This is a genomic window from Microbacterium testaceum, from assembly GCF_001476655.1.
In the GTDB taxonomy this organism is placed as follows: domain Bacteria; phylum Actinomycetota; class Actinomycetes; order Actinomycetales; family Microbacteriaceae; genus Microbacterium; species Microbacterium testaceum_C.
Window position 1 is genome coordinate 1 of the sequence record NZ_LDRT01000141.1, and the last position, 15,324, is coordinate 15,324.

Genomic DNA, 15,324 nt, shown 5'->3' on the forward strand with positions numbered 1-15,324 from the left:
GCGCGGGCGCGGGCGCGGGCGCAGGCGCGGGTCCGGGGTGCCGGGTGCGGGGCACCGGACGTGGGCCGGGTGCGGACGCCGGGCGTCAGTGCCGTTCGTCGTCGCCCGGGCCCGGCCCGTCGAACGGGTCACGCCGCCCGCCGCCGCGCCGCGAACGCCGCCACTGCACGATGAAGGCGACCAGGCTGCCGGCCGTGATGATGAGGGCCGTGATCAGCCAGAGGGTGCGGTCGTCCACGGGTTCGTCCTCTCGAATGGGCCTCAGAGCCCTTCGGCGAGGCCTTCCTCGCCATCGGCCAGGTCGCTCTCGAGGGGCTCGTCGCGCACGAGTTCGGCGACGGAACCGAGGATCTCGTCAGGGCGGAACGGATACCGCTCGATCTCGCGTTCGTCGCTGATGCCGGTCATGACGAGCACGGTGTGCAGCCCCGCCTCGATGCCGGCGACGATGTCGGTGTCCATGCGGTCGCCGATCATGCCGGTGTTCTCGCTGTGGGCCCCGATCCTGTTCAGCGCCGATCGGAACATCATCGGGTTGGGCTTGCCGACGATGTAGGGCTCGCGGCCCGTCGCCTTGGTGATGAGCGCCGCGATGGCTCCGGTCGCGGGCAGTACTCCCTCTGTCGAGGGGCCCGTGGCATCCGGGTTCGTGGCGATGAAGCGCGACCCGTCGCGGATGAAGCGGATCGCCTTGGTGATCGCCTCGAACGAGTAGTTGCGCGTCTCGCCGACCACGACGTAGTCGGGAGCCGTCTCGGTCATGATGAACCCGGCCTCGTGCAGGGCGGTGGTCAGCCCCGCTTCGCCGATGACGAAAGCGGATCCGCCCGGCATCTGCGACGTGAGGAAGTCGGCGGTCGCGAGCGCCGAGGTCCAGATCGACGACTCCGGGACCACGAGACCGGAGGAGCGCAGCCGCGCGCTCAGGTCGCGCGGCGTGAAGATCGAGTTGTTGGTGAGGACGAGGAACGGCGTTCCCTCTGAGCGCCATTGAGCCAGCAACTCGGAGGCACCGGCGATGGGGGTGTTCTCGTGGACGAGGACGCCGTCCATGTCGGTGAGCCAGCACTCGATCTCGGCACGGGTTCGCATGGGGTCAGCCTAGCCCCGGCGTCCGACATCGCCACCGGGACAGCAGACGGGAGGGTGCGGCCGCCACCGGCACCCTCCCGTCGTTCATACGGCTTACTTGAACGCGTCCTTGACGTTCTCGCCGGCCTTCTTGGCGTGCGCCTCGGTCTGGTCGAGCTTCCCCTCGGCCGCGAGCCGATCGTTGTCGGTGGCGTTGCCGATGGCTTCCTTCGCCTTGCCCACGATGTCCTGGGCAGCGTTCTTGATCTTGTCGTCGAGACCCATGATCGGTTCCTCTCGGGGTGTATCGGCGTCGCGGACACGGTCACGTCGCGCGGCGGAGCTGTTGTGCTCACAGGGGAGACGGGACGAGCGAGTGATTCGTCACGCGAAGCGCAGGATTTTTTTCTCGCGCATCGGTATGCCGGATCCGGAATGCACCCGTGACGCCGACGCCGCTTCTGGTTAGGGTCGGAGAGTGACGCGCGCGGAGTGGGACCCCCGGAACCTGCCCGACCTCTCGGGCCGGACGTACCTCGTCACGGGCGCGACGCGCGGACTCGGCTTCTTCGCGTGCGAGCAGCTCGCCGCCGCGCGCGCCCATGTGCTGCTCACCGGACGCAGCCCGCACAAGCTCCAGACCGCGAAAGAGGCGCTGAAGAGGGCGAATCCGGATGCCTCGATCGAGACCCTCCTGCTCGACACGAGCAACCTCGGTTCGGTGCGCGCCGCCGCCGCGACCGCGCGCGCCCGGGGCCGGCTCGACGGTCTGCTGCTGAACGCGGGCATCGTGCACCCGCCGAAGACGCGCGAGGTGGCAGGCGGGCACGAGCTCGTCTTCGCCACGAACGTGCTGGGGCATTTCGCGCTGGCGGGGGAGATGCTCAAGCCCCTCGCGGCGGCGCGCGGTCGGATGGTCTGGGTCGGCAGCATGTCGACCTCCCTGTGGAACCACGTCCCCACGGACCCCGAGCTCGTCGAGGGGTACTCGCCGTGGCGCGCGTACGTGCAGTCCAAGGCGGCCACGACGGCTCTCGGGCTCGAAGCCGACCGTCGCCTGCGCGCCCACAGCGTTCCGGTCGAGAGTCTCGTCGCTCACCCGGGGTACTCCACGAGCGGCCGCACGCGCGGCATCCGCGGGGTCAACGAACCGACACGTCTGTCGCGCTTCGTCGACAACCTCCAGGCGCCGGTGACGCAGTCCAAGGAGCAGGGGGCCTGGTCGCTGGTGCGGGCGCTCGTCGACCCGGCGGCGGAGGGCGGGACGATGTACGGCCCCGCTCTCGTGGCCCGCGGTCTGCCGCGTCCCGCCACTCCCTCCCGTCGCGCGCGGGCGGCCGATCTCGGCGCCGACCTCTGGCTCGCGTGCGAGACAGCGACCCACGTGCGGTGGCCCTTCGATCGGGTGCGGCGCGCGGCATCCTGATTCCGTCGTGTCCGTGTCGGGGGCTGCCCCTACAGTGATCGCATGGACCAGGCGATCGCCGACAGCACCGATGCCGACGATGCGCGCGGTCTGACCGCCGCCGCCGTCGCCGAGCGGGTCGCCTCCGGGCAGACCAACTCCTACGCCGCCGACACGAGTCGCAGCGCGTGGAACATCGTGCGCGCGAACGTGTTCACGCTCTTCAACGGCATCGTGGCGGCGTGCTTCCTCGTGCTGCTGCTCCTCGGCCGCTGGCAGGACGCGCTGTTCGGCATCGCGGCGCTGTCGAATGCCGTGATCGGATGCGTGCAGGAGTTCCGCGCCAAAGCGGCTCTTGACCGCCTCGCTCTCCTCAACGCCCCGCGCGCCCGGGTGCGACGCGACGGCGTCGACGTCGAGATCGCCCCGGGAGACGTCGTGCGCGACGATCTCCTCGTGCTCCGCGCGGGCGATCAGGTTCCGGCCGACGCCACGGTGGTGGAGTCGCGGGGCCTGCAGATCGACGAGTCGATGCTGACGGGCGAATCGGATGCCGTCGACAAGCGCCGCGGCGACGACGCGCTGTCCGGTTCCATCGTCGTCGGCGGTGAGGGCACGGCGCGCGCCACTCGGGTCGGCGCGGAGTCGTACGCGAACACTTTCGCGAGCGAGGCGAAGAAGTTCCAGCTGGTGTCGAGCGAGCTGCGCACCTCGATCGACCGCGTCTTGAAGTGGGTCGGTTGGGGGATCGGCCCGGTCGGTCTGCTCGTGCTGAACGCGCAGATGATGGTGGCCGGCGGGTGGTCGCAGGCCTTCCAGCAGGGCACCTGGTCGCAGGCCGTGGTCAACACGATCGCGTCGCTCACGGCCATGATCCCCCTCGGGCTCGTGCTGATGACCTCGATCGCCTTCGCGGTCGGAGCGGCGCGGCTGGCGGGCAAGAAGGTCCTCGTGAACGAGCTGCCCGCGGTCGAGGGGCTGGCCCGGGTCGACGTGATCTGTCTCGACAAGACGGGCACCCTGACCGCGGGCGAGATCCGCTTCGACGACGCGCTCACGCTCACAGACCGCACGGGGTGGCGCGAGACCCTCGGGTGGTACGGCGCGGCCGACGACGCGAACGCCACAGCTCGATGCCTGCGCGAGCCGTTCCCCGTCGACACGCCGCTCGTGCCGGTCCAACGCATCCCGTTCTCGTCGGCGCGCAAATGGAGCGCGGTGTCGTTCGCGGAACGGGCCGAGGGGACCTGGATCCTCGGCGCCCCCGAGATGGTCTTCGGCGACCAGGCCGCCGATCCCGCCACAGCGCTCGGTGCCGCCGTCACGCGCCTGGCGTCCTCGGGTCGCCGCACGCTCGTGCTCGCGCACGCGGCCACGGTGCTGGACGACGACGACGTCGCGAGCGAGCGCTTCCGCGGCGATCCGGTCCCCGTCGCCGTCCTGACCTTCATCGAGGCCGTCCGTCCGGATGCCGCCGGCGCCCTGGCGTTCTTCCGCGACCAGGGCGTGGGGGTCCGGGTGATCTCCGGCGACAACCCGCGCACGGTCGCCGCGATCGCGCGAGAGGTCGGACTCGACGTCGACGAGGGCTACGACGCGCGGCGCCTGCCCGACGACGACGGGGAGCTCGGACGCATCATGGAGGAGCACACCGTCTTCGGCCGGGTGACCCCGGACCAGAAGAAGCGGATCGTGACGGCCCTTCAGGCGCGCGGCCATGTCGTGGCCATGACCGGCGACGGTGTCAACGACGCCCTCGCGATCAAGACGGCCGACATCGGAATCGCCATGAACTCTGGCGCCGCGGCGACCAAGGCCGTCGCCCGGCTCGTGCTGCTGGACGGGCGTTTCTCGCACCTCCCCTCGGTCGTGGCCGAGGGGCGTCAGGTGATCGCCAACATCGAGCGGGTCTCGATGCTGTTCCTGACGAAGACCGTCTACGCCACGGGGCTCGCGGTGCTGTTCGGTGTGCTCGTGATGGAGTTCCCCTTCCTGCCGCGGCAGCTGTCGATCACCGACGGCCTGACGATCGGCATCCCGGCGTTCTTCCTCGCGCTGCTCCCCAACACGCAGCGGTACGTGCCCGGATTCTTGAAACGATCGCTCAGCTTCGCCGTCCCGGCCGGGATCGTGATCGCGGTGTCGCTGACCGTCTACACACGGCTCGCGATGGATCTCGGCCTGTCGGTCGAGCAGTTGCGCACCGGGGCGACGATCATCCTGGCGATCGTCGCGATCTGGGTGCTCACGGTTCTCTCTCGTCCCATCACGCGGGTGAAGGTCCTGGTGGTCGGGGCGATGTTCATCGCGCTCACGGCGATCTTCACGATTCCCGTGCTGGGTGAGTTCTTCCAGCTGCAGGACCCCGGCGAAGACGGCGCATGGTTGGTGACCGCGGTCGTCGTCATCGCTGTCGCAGCGATCGAGGCCGTGCGCTTCGCGCATCGTCGCTTCGTCCGCCGACTCCTCGCGCGGGGACCGGTGGGCCGTGGGGACGCGGCGACGCCTCAGATGAGCGGTGAGGCGGGTGCTTCGACGGGCGGGCGGCTGAAGTAGCGCCGCGCGTTCTTCGGGATCCACAGCGCGGCGATCACGGCGAGCGCGGCCACCAGGGCTGCGGACAGGGTCGCGTCGAGCTCGGTGAGGGCCATGGCGGCGGCCTGAAGGACGACGAGGACCGACAGGTACGCCGTGAGCAGGATGCGTGCGAGGCGGCTCCCGCGGGACAGGGCGGATCCTCCGGCGATGGTCAGCAGACCCAGGAGGATGGTCGCCGCCCCGATCAGGGAAACCGGGAGGACGAGATCCGCGGTCACCTCGTATCGCGAGAGCAGCACGAGCACCCCGAGCGCGGTGTTCAAGAGGCCACCGATGTAGACCAGCATGATCGCCACCGTCACCGCGACGGGGCGGCGCGCTTTCTCAGGAGTGGTCATCGGGCCTCGCGTTCGCCGGGCCGGCCGGGCGCCGGTGTGGGTCAGCGTAGCGGGGAGGGCGGAGGCACCGCAGCGGTGACGAGACCGCATCCGGTTGCCGAGGTCGCAGGCTATGACGCGCCGAATCGTGCGGTCTGGGAAGACGCGTGCGGTTTCGTGGAACGAACGCCGCCCCGTGCCTCACCGCGTCAGCCAGACCGATCCGGCCGCGCCGGCGGGCAGCGAAACCTCCACGCCATCGGCCCGCACGGTCACCTCGGAGACGACCTCGACCTCGTGTCCCACATCGATTCCGCGCTCGACGAGCGCCCGCAGCAGCTCGGGGTCGCGATCGCTCACCCGCAGCACGCGCCCCGAGTGCCCGGGAGCCGCCGCCGAGAGCAGCACGAAGGGTTCGCGATGAACGGCGCCCGTGGCATCCGGAATCGCATCGCCGTGGGGGTCGAACCGCGGGCGTCCGAGACGGGCGTCGATGCCCTCCAGCAGCCGGTCGCTGAGGGCGTGCTCGAGCACCTCGGCTTCGTCGTGCACCTCGTCCCAGGCGTAGCCGAACTCGCGGACGAGCCACGACTCGATGAGGCGATGGCGGCGGATCACTCCCGCGGCGCGGCGATGCCCCGCCGGCGTCAGCGACACGGGGCCGTAAGGCCGATGCGTGACGAGGCCCTGGGCGGCCAGCTTCTTCACCATCTCGGTCACACTCGACGGAGCGAGCCCGAGTACAGCCGCCAGCTGCGAGGGAGTGATCGGATCGCTCTGCCACTCGGTGTGGTGATAGATCGCCTTGAGATAGTCGTCGGCTACGGGCGATTCCACGAGGGCCAGCCTATCCGCCGGTGAACACGAGCCACAGGAGGACGGCGTTCAGAGCGATGAGGAAGATCGCCGCGGCGATCCCCGCCATGGTCGTCAGGACGCGGTTGCGATGGACGCCCAGTACCTCCCGCCGGGCCGTCAGCGCGACGAGCGGGACGAGGGCGAACGGGATGCCGAACGACAGGACGACCTGGCTCAGCACCAGCGCGAGCGTCGGGTCGATGCCGACCGAGAGGATCACCAGAGCCGGGATGAGGGTCACCAGACGACGGGCCAGGAGGGGGACGCGCACGCGCAGGAGGCCGTGCATGATCTCCGCTCCGGCGTAGGCGCCGACCGAGGTCGAGGCCAGGCCGCTGGCGAGCAGCCCCACGGCGAACATCGTCGCGACGACCGGACCGAGACCGTCTCTCAGGGCCGCGTAGGCGCCTTCGAGGCTGTCGGTGCCGTCGACTCCCTCGAGGTTCGCCGCGGCGAGCAGGAGGATCGCGAGATTGACCGTGCCGGCGACGGTGAGGGCGATCGTCACGTCCCACCGCGTCGCACGCAGCAGGCGCGGGGTCGAGATGCCGCGGGCGTCCTCGAGGCCGGCGGCCGCGGTGGGCGTGCCCGGGGCGAAGCGGTCGCGGGTGAGCGCAGAGTGCGCGTAGATGGCGTGCGGCATGATCGTCGCGCCGAGGATCGAGGCGGCGAGCAGGACCGAGTTCGCGCCCTCGAAGCGCGGCACCAGACCGCCGATGACCCCGCCCGGCGCGGGCGGAGCGAAGAAGAGGCCGAACGTGAAACCCACGGCGATGATCATCAGCAGGCCGATCAGCACCGTCTCGAACGCCCGCGCTCCGCGGCGCGACTGCACGACGAGCAGGAGCATCGACACGACGCCCGTGATCGCCCCGCCCCAGACGAGAGGGATGCCGAACAGCAGATTCAGGGCCACGGCTCCGCCGATGACCTCGGCGATGTCGGTGGCCATCGCGACCAGTTCGGCTTGCAGCCAGTAGGCGCGGCGCGCCCAGGGGCGGTGCAGGCGGCGGCCGAGGATCTGCGGGAGGCTCTCCCCGGTGACGATGCCGAGCTTGGCCGAGAGGTACTGGATGAGCCAGGCCATCCCGTTGCCGAGCACGACGACCCACACGAGCAGGTAGCCGAAGCTCGCCCCCGCGGTCATGTTGCTCGCGACGTTGCCCGGATCGAGATAGGCGACGCCCGCCACCATCGCAGGTCCCAGGAGCCACGCGGCCCGTCCCGGTGCGTGTCGGCGGTCGACGGCATCCAGATTTTTCGGCATGCCGAAATCTTAGCGATCTTTCGGGTGGCCGAAAAGTGGTGGGGATGCCGTCGACGGCGTACGCGGCGTCCGAGGGCGCGGGCGGAGGAAGCGAACGGCGCGCACCCCAGGCGGACGACGTGCTCTCCCCGGCGCTGCGTGCGCGGGTAGCCTGATGCGGTGACGGATGCCGACGAGCCCACGCCGGCGCCGGACGGCGCGGCCGAGTCCGACCCCACGGATGCCGCGCGCTCCGCGGCGCCATCGACCTCCGCACACGAGCCGCTCCCCACCCCCACCCACGGCGTCGGTCCCTGGCCGGGAGAATGGCCTGACGACCCGCGCTACGACTCCGAGCTGCTGGCCGAGGGGGACCGTCGCAACGTCGTCGACGAGTACCGCTATTGGACGATGGAAGCGATCGTCGCGGACCTCGACGCCAAGCGGCATCCTTTCCACGTCGCGATCGAGAACTGGCAGCACGACCTCAACATCGGGTCGATCGTGCGAAGCGCGAACGCCTTCCTCGCGGCCGAGGTGCACATCATCGGCAAGCGGCGCTGGAACCGCCGCGGCGCGATGGTCACCGACCGTTACCAGCACGTACGACACCACGAGGACGTCGACGCGTTCACCGCGTGGGCGCAGGATGCCGGGCTCCCCGTCATCGCGATCGACAACGTCGAGGGCTCAGTGCCCGTCAACCGTGCCGAGCTCCCCGAGGCGTGCGTGCTGCTCTTCGGGCAGGAGGGGCCGGGGCTTTCGCCCGAGGCGCTCGCCGCGGCATCCGCCGTCGTCGAGATCACCCAGTACGGCTCCACGCGCTCGATCAACGCGGCGTCGGCCGCCGCGGTCGTCATGTACGAGTGGTGTCGACGCTGGGGATGAGAGGTTTCTCACCGTCAAGCTCTTGAGAACTCTTGGTCTGTGCGAATAATCGACGGGTACGCCGTTTTCCTCGCCCCCCGAACGGATCGGACCTTCCATGATCTCCTCGTCGCCCGCGTCCCCCGGTTTCGACCGCCGCTCGTTCCTGAAAGTCGGGGCGTGGGTCGTTCCCGCGATGGCCGCGGCGACCGCTGTGACGGCGACGCCCGCGTGGGCGGCGACGCCGAAGACCGTGAACCTCGCGCTGCAGAGCCCGCAGTTCGGCAGCAGCATCCCCCTGTTCACCCCGGCGCTCACGCAGCGTTTCGATGCCGACGAGCCGGCCGGGGTCGTCATCGCCAACACCGGCACGACCGCGTATAAGGGCACGATCGTGCTCACGCTCGAGGTGGACAGCCGCCTCTGGAAGGTGACGGGTTTCACCTACGACACGCGCACCTCGGCCGGTTCCGCGGCGGCGAAGTTCAGCGGGCCCACGATGTCGGGCAACCGCGCGACCTACACGGCGACCTTCACCGCGACGATCGCGGCCAAGACCGATCCGTTCACGGGCGTGCTCGTGCAACCGAAAGCCACCTTCCTCGGCGACTACCCCAACGACACCTTCGCCCCCGCGGACACCGCCTACACCTGGCGACTCAAGACTCCCCACGACGACGCGAACACGTCGGACAACGTGCGAAAGGTCACGGCGGGAAAGCCCGTCAGCGCCTCGCCCTTCGGCGCGGTGGTGACGGCGAAGTACGCCAAGGTGACCTCGGGCAACGGATCGGCCTACCGCCCCACCTCCGCGACCGTCACCTCGATCGGTCCGAAGCCGATCAAGGCGGGAGACGGGATCCTCGTGTCGTTCGACGCGGCGGTGGGCGGCGGCGTCCAGCCGAAGAGCGTCACCCTGAACGGGAAGGCCGTGTCGAAGCTGTTGACCGTGGCGGAGAACACGGTTTCCGGGGGCCGGCGGTCGGTTCTCCTGAAGTTCTCATCCGCGGTCGCCGCGGGCGGCAAGGTCGCCTTCACCCTCTCGTACAGCGCCGGGACCGGAGGAAATCCGACGGCCGGCACCAGCTCGCAGATCGCGTATTGGCCGACCGATCTCAACTCGCCCGATCAGCGCGGTCGCAAGAAGAGCTCGGTCAACCAGCCCGGAAGCTGACGCCTCCCTCGGGGGTGAGCGGCGCGCCGCCTCAGCCGCCCGCCGTCGTCCATGCCTGGCCGCGCACGCGGAGCCCCAGCGTGACGACGCGGGCGAGCAGGTAGACGCCGAAGAACGCGGCGGAGAGCCAGGCCAGTCCGCTCGCGCCCCCGCCCGCCCACACGCCGACAGCCACCAGGGCCGGCGCGTACGGCACGAGGTTGAGAACGCCCGCGAGCGCGAGGTAGCGCACGTCTCCGGCACCGATGAGCACGCCGTCGAGCACGAACACGACCGCGGCGAGCGGCTGCGCCACGGCGAGCACGAGCAGCGCCGGCTGGATGAGTGCGGCGACCGTGGGGTCGCCGGTGAAAACGAGTCCGACGACGCCGGACGCGGCGGCGATGACGACGCCGACCGCGACGCCGAACCACACTCCCCACGCGACCGTGCGCTGCAGCACGCGGCGCACCGTGGCGAGATCGCCGGCGCCGAGACCGGCACCGATCAACGCCTGAGCGGCGATGGCCAGTGCGTCCAGGGCGAAAGCCGCCGTGGAGAAGATCGTGAACGCGATCTGCCACCCCGCGAGCTCGGCGGAGCCGAGCTGGGTGGCGACGGCGACCGTGGCGAGGAAGGCCGCACGCAGGCTCAGGGTGCGCAGGAACAGCCAACCGCCCGAGCGTGCGGTCCCGCCGAGACCCGCGCGCTCGGGTCGAAGGGATGCCGTGTGCCGGCGCGCGAGTCGGCCGACCACGACCACATACGCACCGACCATCGCCCACTGCGCGACGACGGTGCCCGCCGCCGACCCCGCGATCCCCCATCCGAACCCGTAGATGAAGGCGGCGTTCAGAGCCGCGTTCGCGGCGAACCCGACACCCGCGATCCAGAGCGGGGTCACCGTGTTCTGCAGGCCGCGGAGCAGGCCGGTGGCCGCGAAGACGATGAGCATGGCCGGCAGGCCCCACATCGAGATCGACAGGTAGACGCGGGCGTTCTCGGCGACGTCGGGTGCCGCGCCGAACGCGTCGACCACGGCCGGGGTCGCCCACACCCCGGCGACGGCGAGGACGGCTCCGAGCGTCAGAGCGAGCCACATGCCGTCGATCCCGACCGAGACCGCGCGCCCGATCTCGCCCGCACCGAAGCGGCGCGCCACCGCAGGAGTGGTGGAGTAGGCGAGGAACACCATCAGACCGACGATCGTGTGCAGCACCGCTCCGGCGATCCCGAGCCCCGCGAGCGGCGCGACACCGAGGTGCCCGACCATCGCCGCATCGACGATGAGGAACAGCGGCTCCGCGATCAGGGCGCCGAGTGCGGGAACCGCCAGCCGGAGGATCGACCGATTGAGCGTCTCGGGCGGTCGGGTGGTCACGCGTCCGAGCCTATGGCGACCCACCGCGACGAAGGCAATGTCGGCATCCCCAGCCCGCTCCGAACATGGGGCATTTATCCTGGCTGAATGACCGAGACCCCCCGTTCCGGTCTCGCGCTCGATGAGCTGAGCGACGAGATCCGCCCGCAGGACGATCTGTTCCGACACGTGAACGGCCGTTGGCTCGAGCGCACCGAGATCCCCGAGGACAAGGCGCGCTGGGGCGCGTTCCACCTCATCGCCGAGCAGGCGGAGAAAGACGTCCGCGCCATCGTCGAGGAGTCGCAGCAGGCCGAGCCGGGCACCGAAGCCCGCAAGATCGGCGACCTGTTCGCGAGCTTCATGGACACCGCCCGCATCGACGAACTCGGCCGCACCCCGATCGACGACCAGCTGCGCCGTGTCGACGAGGTCCGCGAGGTCGCGGACCTCCTCCGTGTCACGGGCGAGCTGGAGCGCGAGGGCATGAGCGGGCTGATCGCCCTCTTCGTCGAGCCCGACCCGGGCGACCCGACGCGGTATGTCCCCGTGCTGTACCAGGGCGGCATCTCGATGCCCGACGAGAGCTACTACCGCCTCGACAACTTCGCCGAGACCCGCGATGCCTATCGCGCGCACATCGAGCGCATTCTCGACCTCGCGGGTGTTCCCGATGCGGCGGACGCCGCCGCCCGGGTGTTCGCCCTCGAGACCGAGATCGCGGCGCACCACTGGTCGCGCGAAGACAGCCGCGACGCGGTCAAGACCTACAACCTGGAGTCCTGGGACGACACGGTCGCGCTCGCCGGCGTCGACCTGGAGCCGTGGCGCGCCGGCGTCGCGCCCGGGCACGAGGGCGCCCTCGCCGAGGTCGTGGTCTACCAGCCCAGCTTCGTGGAGGCGCTCGGCTCCCTGCTGACGCCGGAGCGCCTCGACGACTGGAAGGCCTGGCTGCGCTTCAAGATCGTGCACGCCTCGGCCGCCTTCCTCTCCGACGCCTTCGTGGCCGAGAACTTCTCGTTCTACGGCACGCAGCTCACCGGGGTACCGGTGAACCGCGAGCGGTGGAAGCGGGGGGTGAGCCTCACCGAGGCCGCCCTGGGTGAGGCGATCGGCAAGGTCTACGTCGAGCGGCATTTCCCCCCGGCGGCGAAGGACGCGATGGACGGACTCGTCGCCTACCTCATCGAGGCCTACCGACGCTCGATCGCGTCGCTCGAGTGGATGACCGCCGAGACCCGCGAGCGCGCCCTGGCTAAGCTCGAGGCTTTCACGCCCAAGATCGGCTACCCCGTCCGCTGGAAGGACTACGGCGACCTCGAGATCGTCGCCGACGACCTGATCGGGAACGTCCGCCGGGCCAACGTGTGGGAGCATGACCGCCAGCTCGCCAAGGTCGGTCAGCCGATCGACCGCGACGAGTGGCACATGACCCCGCAGACCGTGAACGCGTACTACAACCCGCTCATGAACGAGATCGTCTTCCCCGCGGCGATCCTGCAGTACCCGTTCTTCGACGCGGACCGCGACTCGGCCGCGAACTTCGGCGGGATCGGTGCCGTGATCGGCCACGAGATCGGGCACGGCTTCGACGACCAGGGCAGCCGCTTCGACGGTGACGGGTCGCTGCGCGACTGGTGGACGGATGCCGATCGCACGGCGTTCGAGGAACGCACGAAGGCGCTCATCGCCCAGTACGACGCGCTCGTGCCCGAGGGACTCGCCGAGGAGCACCACGTCAACGGTGCCCTCACGATCGGTGAGAACATCGGTGATCTCGGTGGACTCGGCATCGCCATCTCGGCGTACCGGCTCTCGCTCGAGGCCGAGGGTCTCGACCCCGAGGGTCCGGTCGTCGACGGGCTCACCGGCATCCAGCGTCTGCTGTTGAGCTGGGCGCAGGTCTGGCAGCAGAAGGGCCGGGAAGCCGAGACCATCCGCCTTCTCACCATCGATCCGCACTCTCCCAACGAGTTCCGTTGCAATCAGATCGTGCGTAACATCGATGCGTTCTACGAGGCGTTCGAGGTCACCGAGGGCGACGCTCTCTGGCTCGACGCCGACCAGCGCGTCACCATTTGGTGAGGCGGAGTTTGTTGCTCTTCTGACCCCGAAGGAGCCACGCTCGTGGGCATGCCCCCGGTTCCCGAGCCCGCCGTCCCCGATCCCCTCGGTGGGGCCGTCGAGTCGTCACGACGCGATGCGCCCGCGCTCCGAGGGGCGGGACGGAAGGGTCCGAAGCGTCTCCCGCGACGCGCGGCTGCCGGAAGGCGCTCGTTCACCGCGACTCTTCGGGCGCTCGACGAGCTCGCCGCGTCGGGTGCGCGTGTCTCGGTGCGCATCGACGAGCTGGACGGCGGGGCGGAGGTGCTCGTCGGCGACGACTTCCTGACGCTGCCGGTCGGCGGCCTCGGTGTCGTTCCGCTCCTCGTCGACGTGGCGGCCTCCATCGAGGCGGGCACGATCGACGCGCTCGAGATCATCGACCGCTCCACGGTGCAGGGGACAGCGGTCGGCGGCGTGTGGCAGCACATGAAGGCGCCGGCTCTCCCGATCGCCGACGTCGCCGTGCTCGCGGCCTCCGCGGGAGACGCCCTGGCGGCGAACGCCCTGCTCCAGCGCGTCGGTCTCCAGGCCGTCCGTGCCCGGTCCGAGCAGCTGGGTCTGCGTCGAACGGCCCTGCTCGACCGGTTCCGAGACGACCGCGGACCCGACGACGCGCCCCACGTGGCGCTGTCGACCGCCCGTGAGATGGCGCAGCTGTTCGCGGGTCTCGTGAACTCGTCGGTGGTTTCTCCCGGCGTCAGCGCCCAAGTGGCCGAATGGCTGAGCCTGAACCACGACCTCTCGCTCGTGGCATCCGCCACCGGTCTCGATCCGTTCGCCCACGAGAACGACCAGCACGGCTTGCTCTTCATCAACAAGACGGGTCGCGCCGCGGGTGTCCGGGCCGAGGCGGGCGTCCTCGGGGGGCCGCGAGCGGGCGTGGCCTACGCGCTCATCATCAACTTCGACGACCTCTCGATCTCGCACCGTCTGCGGGCGCACGACGCCTTCCGGGTGCTCGGTGTCGAGCTCATGGAATACGTGTACTGACCCTCAGGCGCGGATGCTCCACACGCTCCGCGATCCGGCGGCGACCGCAGCCCCTGGCGCCGACTGCCTCAGCGGGACGTCCAGCGCAATCCCTTCTTCGTCTTCCGCTCCGGTGGGAACCTGGTGCCCTTCATCGACCGAAGGGATGCTGCCATGTCCGACTCCACCGCCCCCACCGACCCGTTCGCCGACCCCGCGGGGCCGACCGGACACTCGATCACCGACTGGACCGACCTCGGCCGCGAGATGTGGTCGTACCTGACCGGCCGCGGCGCCGCGGTGAACTACTCGTTCGTCGACATGACGATCGAGGTGCCGCGCGACATCGGCCCCGACGCCCCGCGCGCCACGTGGAAGCTCAACGGCACCCTCCGCGTCACCACCAGCGATGACACCGCGGCGGGCTCCGACCCGTACCGCGGCAACTGAGAGGCGGCGCCGACATGGTGCGCCTCGACATCGACCTGAGCTTCGCCGAACAGGACGGAGGGGCGGATGCCGGCATCCCGGCGTTCGAAGGGACGATCACCGCGGCGGGGTCGGAGGTGCGTGTCGTGATCAACGACCCGTCGCGGTTGCCCGGCAACGGGCGACGGACCCTCGCGGAGCTGTCGACGGTGGCCGACGCGCTCGCCGCGCGCGGGATCTCGGTGCGGGTCGAGGGACCCGACGGGCCCATCCTGCACCTGGGTGATGTGCGCCGCAGCGTTCTGCAACGTGTGGTCACGGGGTCGGCTCACATCCGGCTCGGCTCGGTCGCGGCCGTCGCTCCGCTGCTCGTGCGGCGCGGGGGCGACCGGGCGCCGCTGGTTCCCGTCCCTCCCGGAACGCCCCTGCCGCTCGTGCCCACCGTCAACCGGAGCGTGCGCCGGCGCATCACGACCACGCACTACACGCCGGGGTCCGGTCGGCCGCGCCTCATCTTCGCCGTCGGGTCGGCGACGTGGGACGGAAAGCCGCCGCGCGAGTTCGACCTGCTCCCCGAGCGCACGGTGATCGGCTCAGGCGACGAGGCCGACCTGCGCCTGCCGGGTCTCGCCCCCGTGCACGCCGAGATCCGCCACGAGGGTGACGACGAATACGTGCTCTACGGCTTCGACGAGGTCGGGGGCGGCGGCTCGTCCGTCGAGGGACGCCGCGGCACCGGGCGGATCCTGCGCACCGGGGCGCGGATCGAGCTCGGCGATTGGCGTCTGGCCTACTTCCGCGCGGAGTTCGCCGATCACGGCCGTCCGTACGGCGGACGCGTCGGCGGCGAGCTCGCCCGCCAGCGCAAGCAGCCCCCGCGCGGCGGCACGGGCCCCCTCAGCCGCGCAACGGATCCCGACTGACCCGCCCGGCCCGGCCCGGCCC

At 70.6% G+C, this 15,324-nt stretch carries 15 protein-coding genes; 8 read left to right on the forward strand and 7 right to left on the reverse strand.

The annotated features are described in order from the left end of the window. Window positions 1-85: 85 nt before the first annotated feature. From NS220_RS20255 to NS220_RS16305, 3 genes are all read right to left on the reverse strand, one after another. On the reverse strand, window positions 86-238 hold the full coding sequence (locus NS220_RS20255; RefSeq protein ID WP_193755399.1) for a hypothetical protein: 153 nt from the start codon (window positions 236-238) through the stop codon (window positions 86-88). Window positions 239-261: 23 nt separating this feature from the next. Continuing rightward, window positions 262-1,092, reverse strand: coding sequence for an HAD-IIA family hydrolase (locus tag NS220_RS16300; RefSeq protein ID WP_058625068.1), 831 nt, complete (start codon window positions 1,090-1,092; stop codon window positions 262-264). Window positions 1,093-1,185: 93 nt separating this feature from the next. Then, window positions 1,186-1,356, reverse strand: coding sequence for a CsbD family protein (locus tag NS220_RS16305; RefSeq protein WP_058625069.1), 171 nt, complete (start codon window positions 1,354-1,356; stop codon window positions 1,186-1,188). A 193-nt stretch (window positions 1,357-1,549) separates the two neighbouring features. On the opposite strand from NS220_RS16305, the gene NS220_RS16310 reads away from it, so the two are divergent. Continuing rightward, window positions 1,550-2,497, forward strand: a complete 948-nt coding sequence (locus NS220_RS16310) for an SDR family NAD(P)-dependent oxidoreductase (RefSeq protein ID WP_058625070.1) — start codon at window positions 1,550-1,552, stop codon at window positions 2,495-2,497. Window positions 2,498-2,539: 42 nt separating this feature from the next. After that, window positions 2,540-5,032, forward strand: a complete 2,493-nt coding sequence (locus NS220_RS16315; RefSeq protein ID WP_058625071.1) for an HAD-IC family P-type ATPase — start codon at window positions 2,540-2,542, stop codon at window positions 5,030-5,032. Here the strand turns inward: NS220_RS16315 and NS220_RS16320 are convergent. The 3 genes from NS220_RS16320 to NS220_RS16330 form a co-directional block, all read right to left on the reverse strand. Further along, complete coding sequence (locus NS220_RS16320; RefSeq protein WP_058625072.1) at window positions 4,984-5,412, reverse strand: hypothetical protein; 429 nt, start codon at window positions 5,410-5,412, stop codon at window positions 4,984-4,986. The two genes, NS220_RS16315 and NS220_RS16320, sit on opposite strands and share 49 nt — an antisense overlap. A 180-nt stretch (window positions 5,413-5,592) precedes the next feature. After that, window positions 5,593-6,228, reverse strand: a complete 636-nt coding sequence (locus NS220_RS16325; RefSeq protein ID WP_058625073.1) for a metal-dependent transcriptional regulator — start codon at window positions 6,226-6,228, stop codon at window positions 5,593-5,595. 10 nt (window positions 6,229-6,238) lie between these two features. Next, window positions 6,239-7,516 carry an Nramp family divalent metal transporter gene (locus NS220_RS16330; RefSeq protein WP_058625074.1) on the reverse strand — a complete coding sequence of 426 codons (1,278 nt, stop codon included), beginning with the start codon at window positions 7,514-7,516 and terminating at the stop codon, window positions 6,239-6,241. A gap of 159 nt (window positions 7,517-7,675) precedes the next feature. Here NS220_RS16330 and NS220_RS16335 point away from each other — a divergent pair, with 159 nt between their 5' ends. Both NS220_RS16335 and NS220_RS16340 read left to right on the forward strand, forming a co-directional pair. Continuing rightward, complete coding sequence (locus NS220_RS16335; protein ID WP_058625075.1) at window positions 7,676-8,383, forward strand: TrmH family RNA methyltransferase; 708 nt, start codon at window positions 7,676-7,678, stop codon at window positions 8,381-8,383. Window positions 8,384-8,480: 97 nt separating this feature from the next. Continuing rightward, window positions 8,481-9,536, forward strand: coding sequence for a hypothetical protein (locus NS220_RS16340; RefSeq protein ID WP_058625076.1), 1,056 nt, complete (start codon window positions 8,481-8,483; stop codon window positions 9,534-9,536). A 31-nt stretch (window positions 9,537-9,567) separates the two neighbouring features. On the opposite strand, the gene NS220_RS16345 is transcribed toward NS220_RS16340, so the two are convergent. Continuing rightward, window positions 9,568-10,896 carry an MATE family efflux transporter gene (locus NS220_RS16345; RefSeq protein WP_058625077.1) on the reverse strand — a complete coding sequence of 443 codons (1,329 nt, stop codon included), beginning with the start codon at window positions 10,894-10,896 and terminating at the stop codon, window positions 9,568-9,570. A gap of 87 nt (window positions 10,897-10,983) precedes the next feature. On the opposite strand from NS220_RS16345, the gene NS220_RS16350 reads away from it, so the two are divergent. From NS220_RS16350 to NS220_RS16365, 4 genes are all read left to right on the forward strand, one after another. Then, entirely contained in the window at window positions 10,984-12,960 is a 1,977-nt protein-coding gene (locus tag NS220_RS16350) for a M13 family metallopeptidase (RefSeq protein WP_058625078.1), read from the forward strand. 48 nt (window positions 12,961-13,008) lie between these two features. Further along, on the forward strand, window positions 13,009-13,971 hold the full coding sequence (locus NS220_RS16355) for a serine hydrolase (protein ID WP_058625081.1): 963 nt from the start codon (window positions 13,009-13,011) through the stop codon (window positions 13,969-13,971). A 153-nt stretch (window positions 13,972-14,124) separates the two neighbouring features. Continuing rightward, window positions 14,125-14,400, forward strand: a complete 276-nt coding sequence (locus NS220_RS16360) for a hypothetical protein (protein ID WP_058625079.1) — start codon at window positions 14,125-14,127, stop codon at window positions 14,398-14,400. A gap of 14 nt (window positions 14,401-14,414) precedes the next feature. Continuing rightward, window positions 14,415-15,302: an FHA domain-containing protein gene (locus NS220_RS16365; protein ID WP_058625080.1), complete on the forward strand. Its 888-nt coding sequence runs from the start codon at window positions 14,415-14,417 to the stop codon at window positions 15,300-15,302. Window positions 15,303-15,324: the final 22 nt, after the last annotated feature.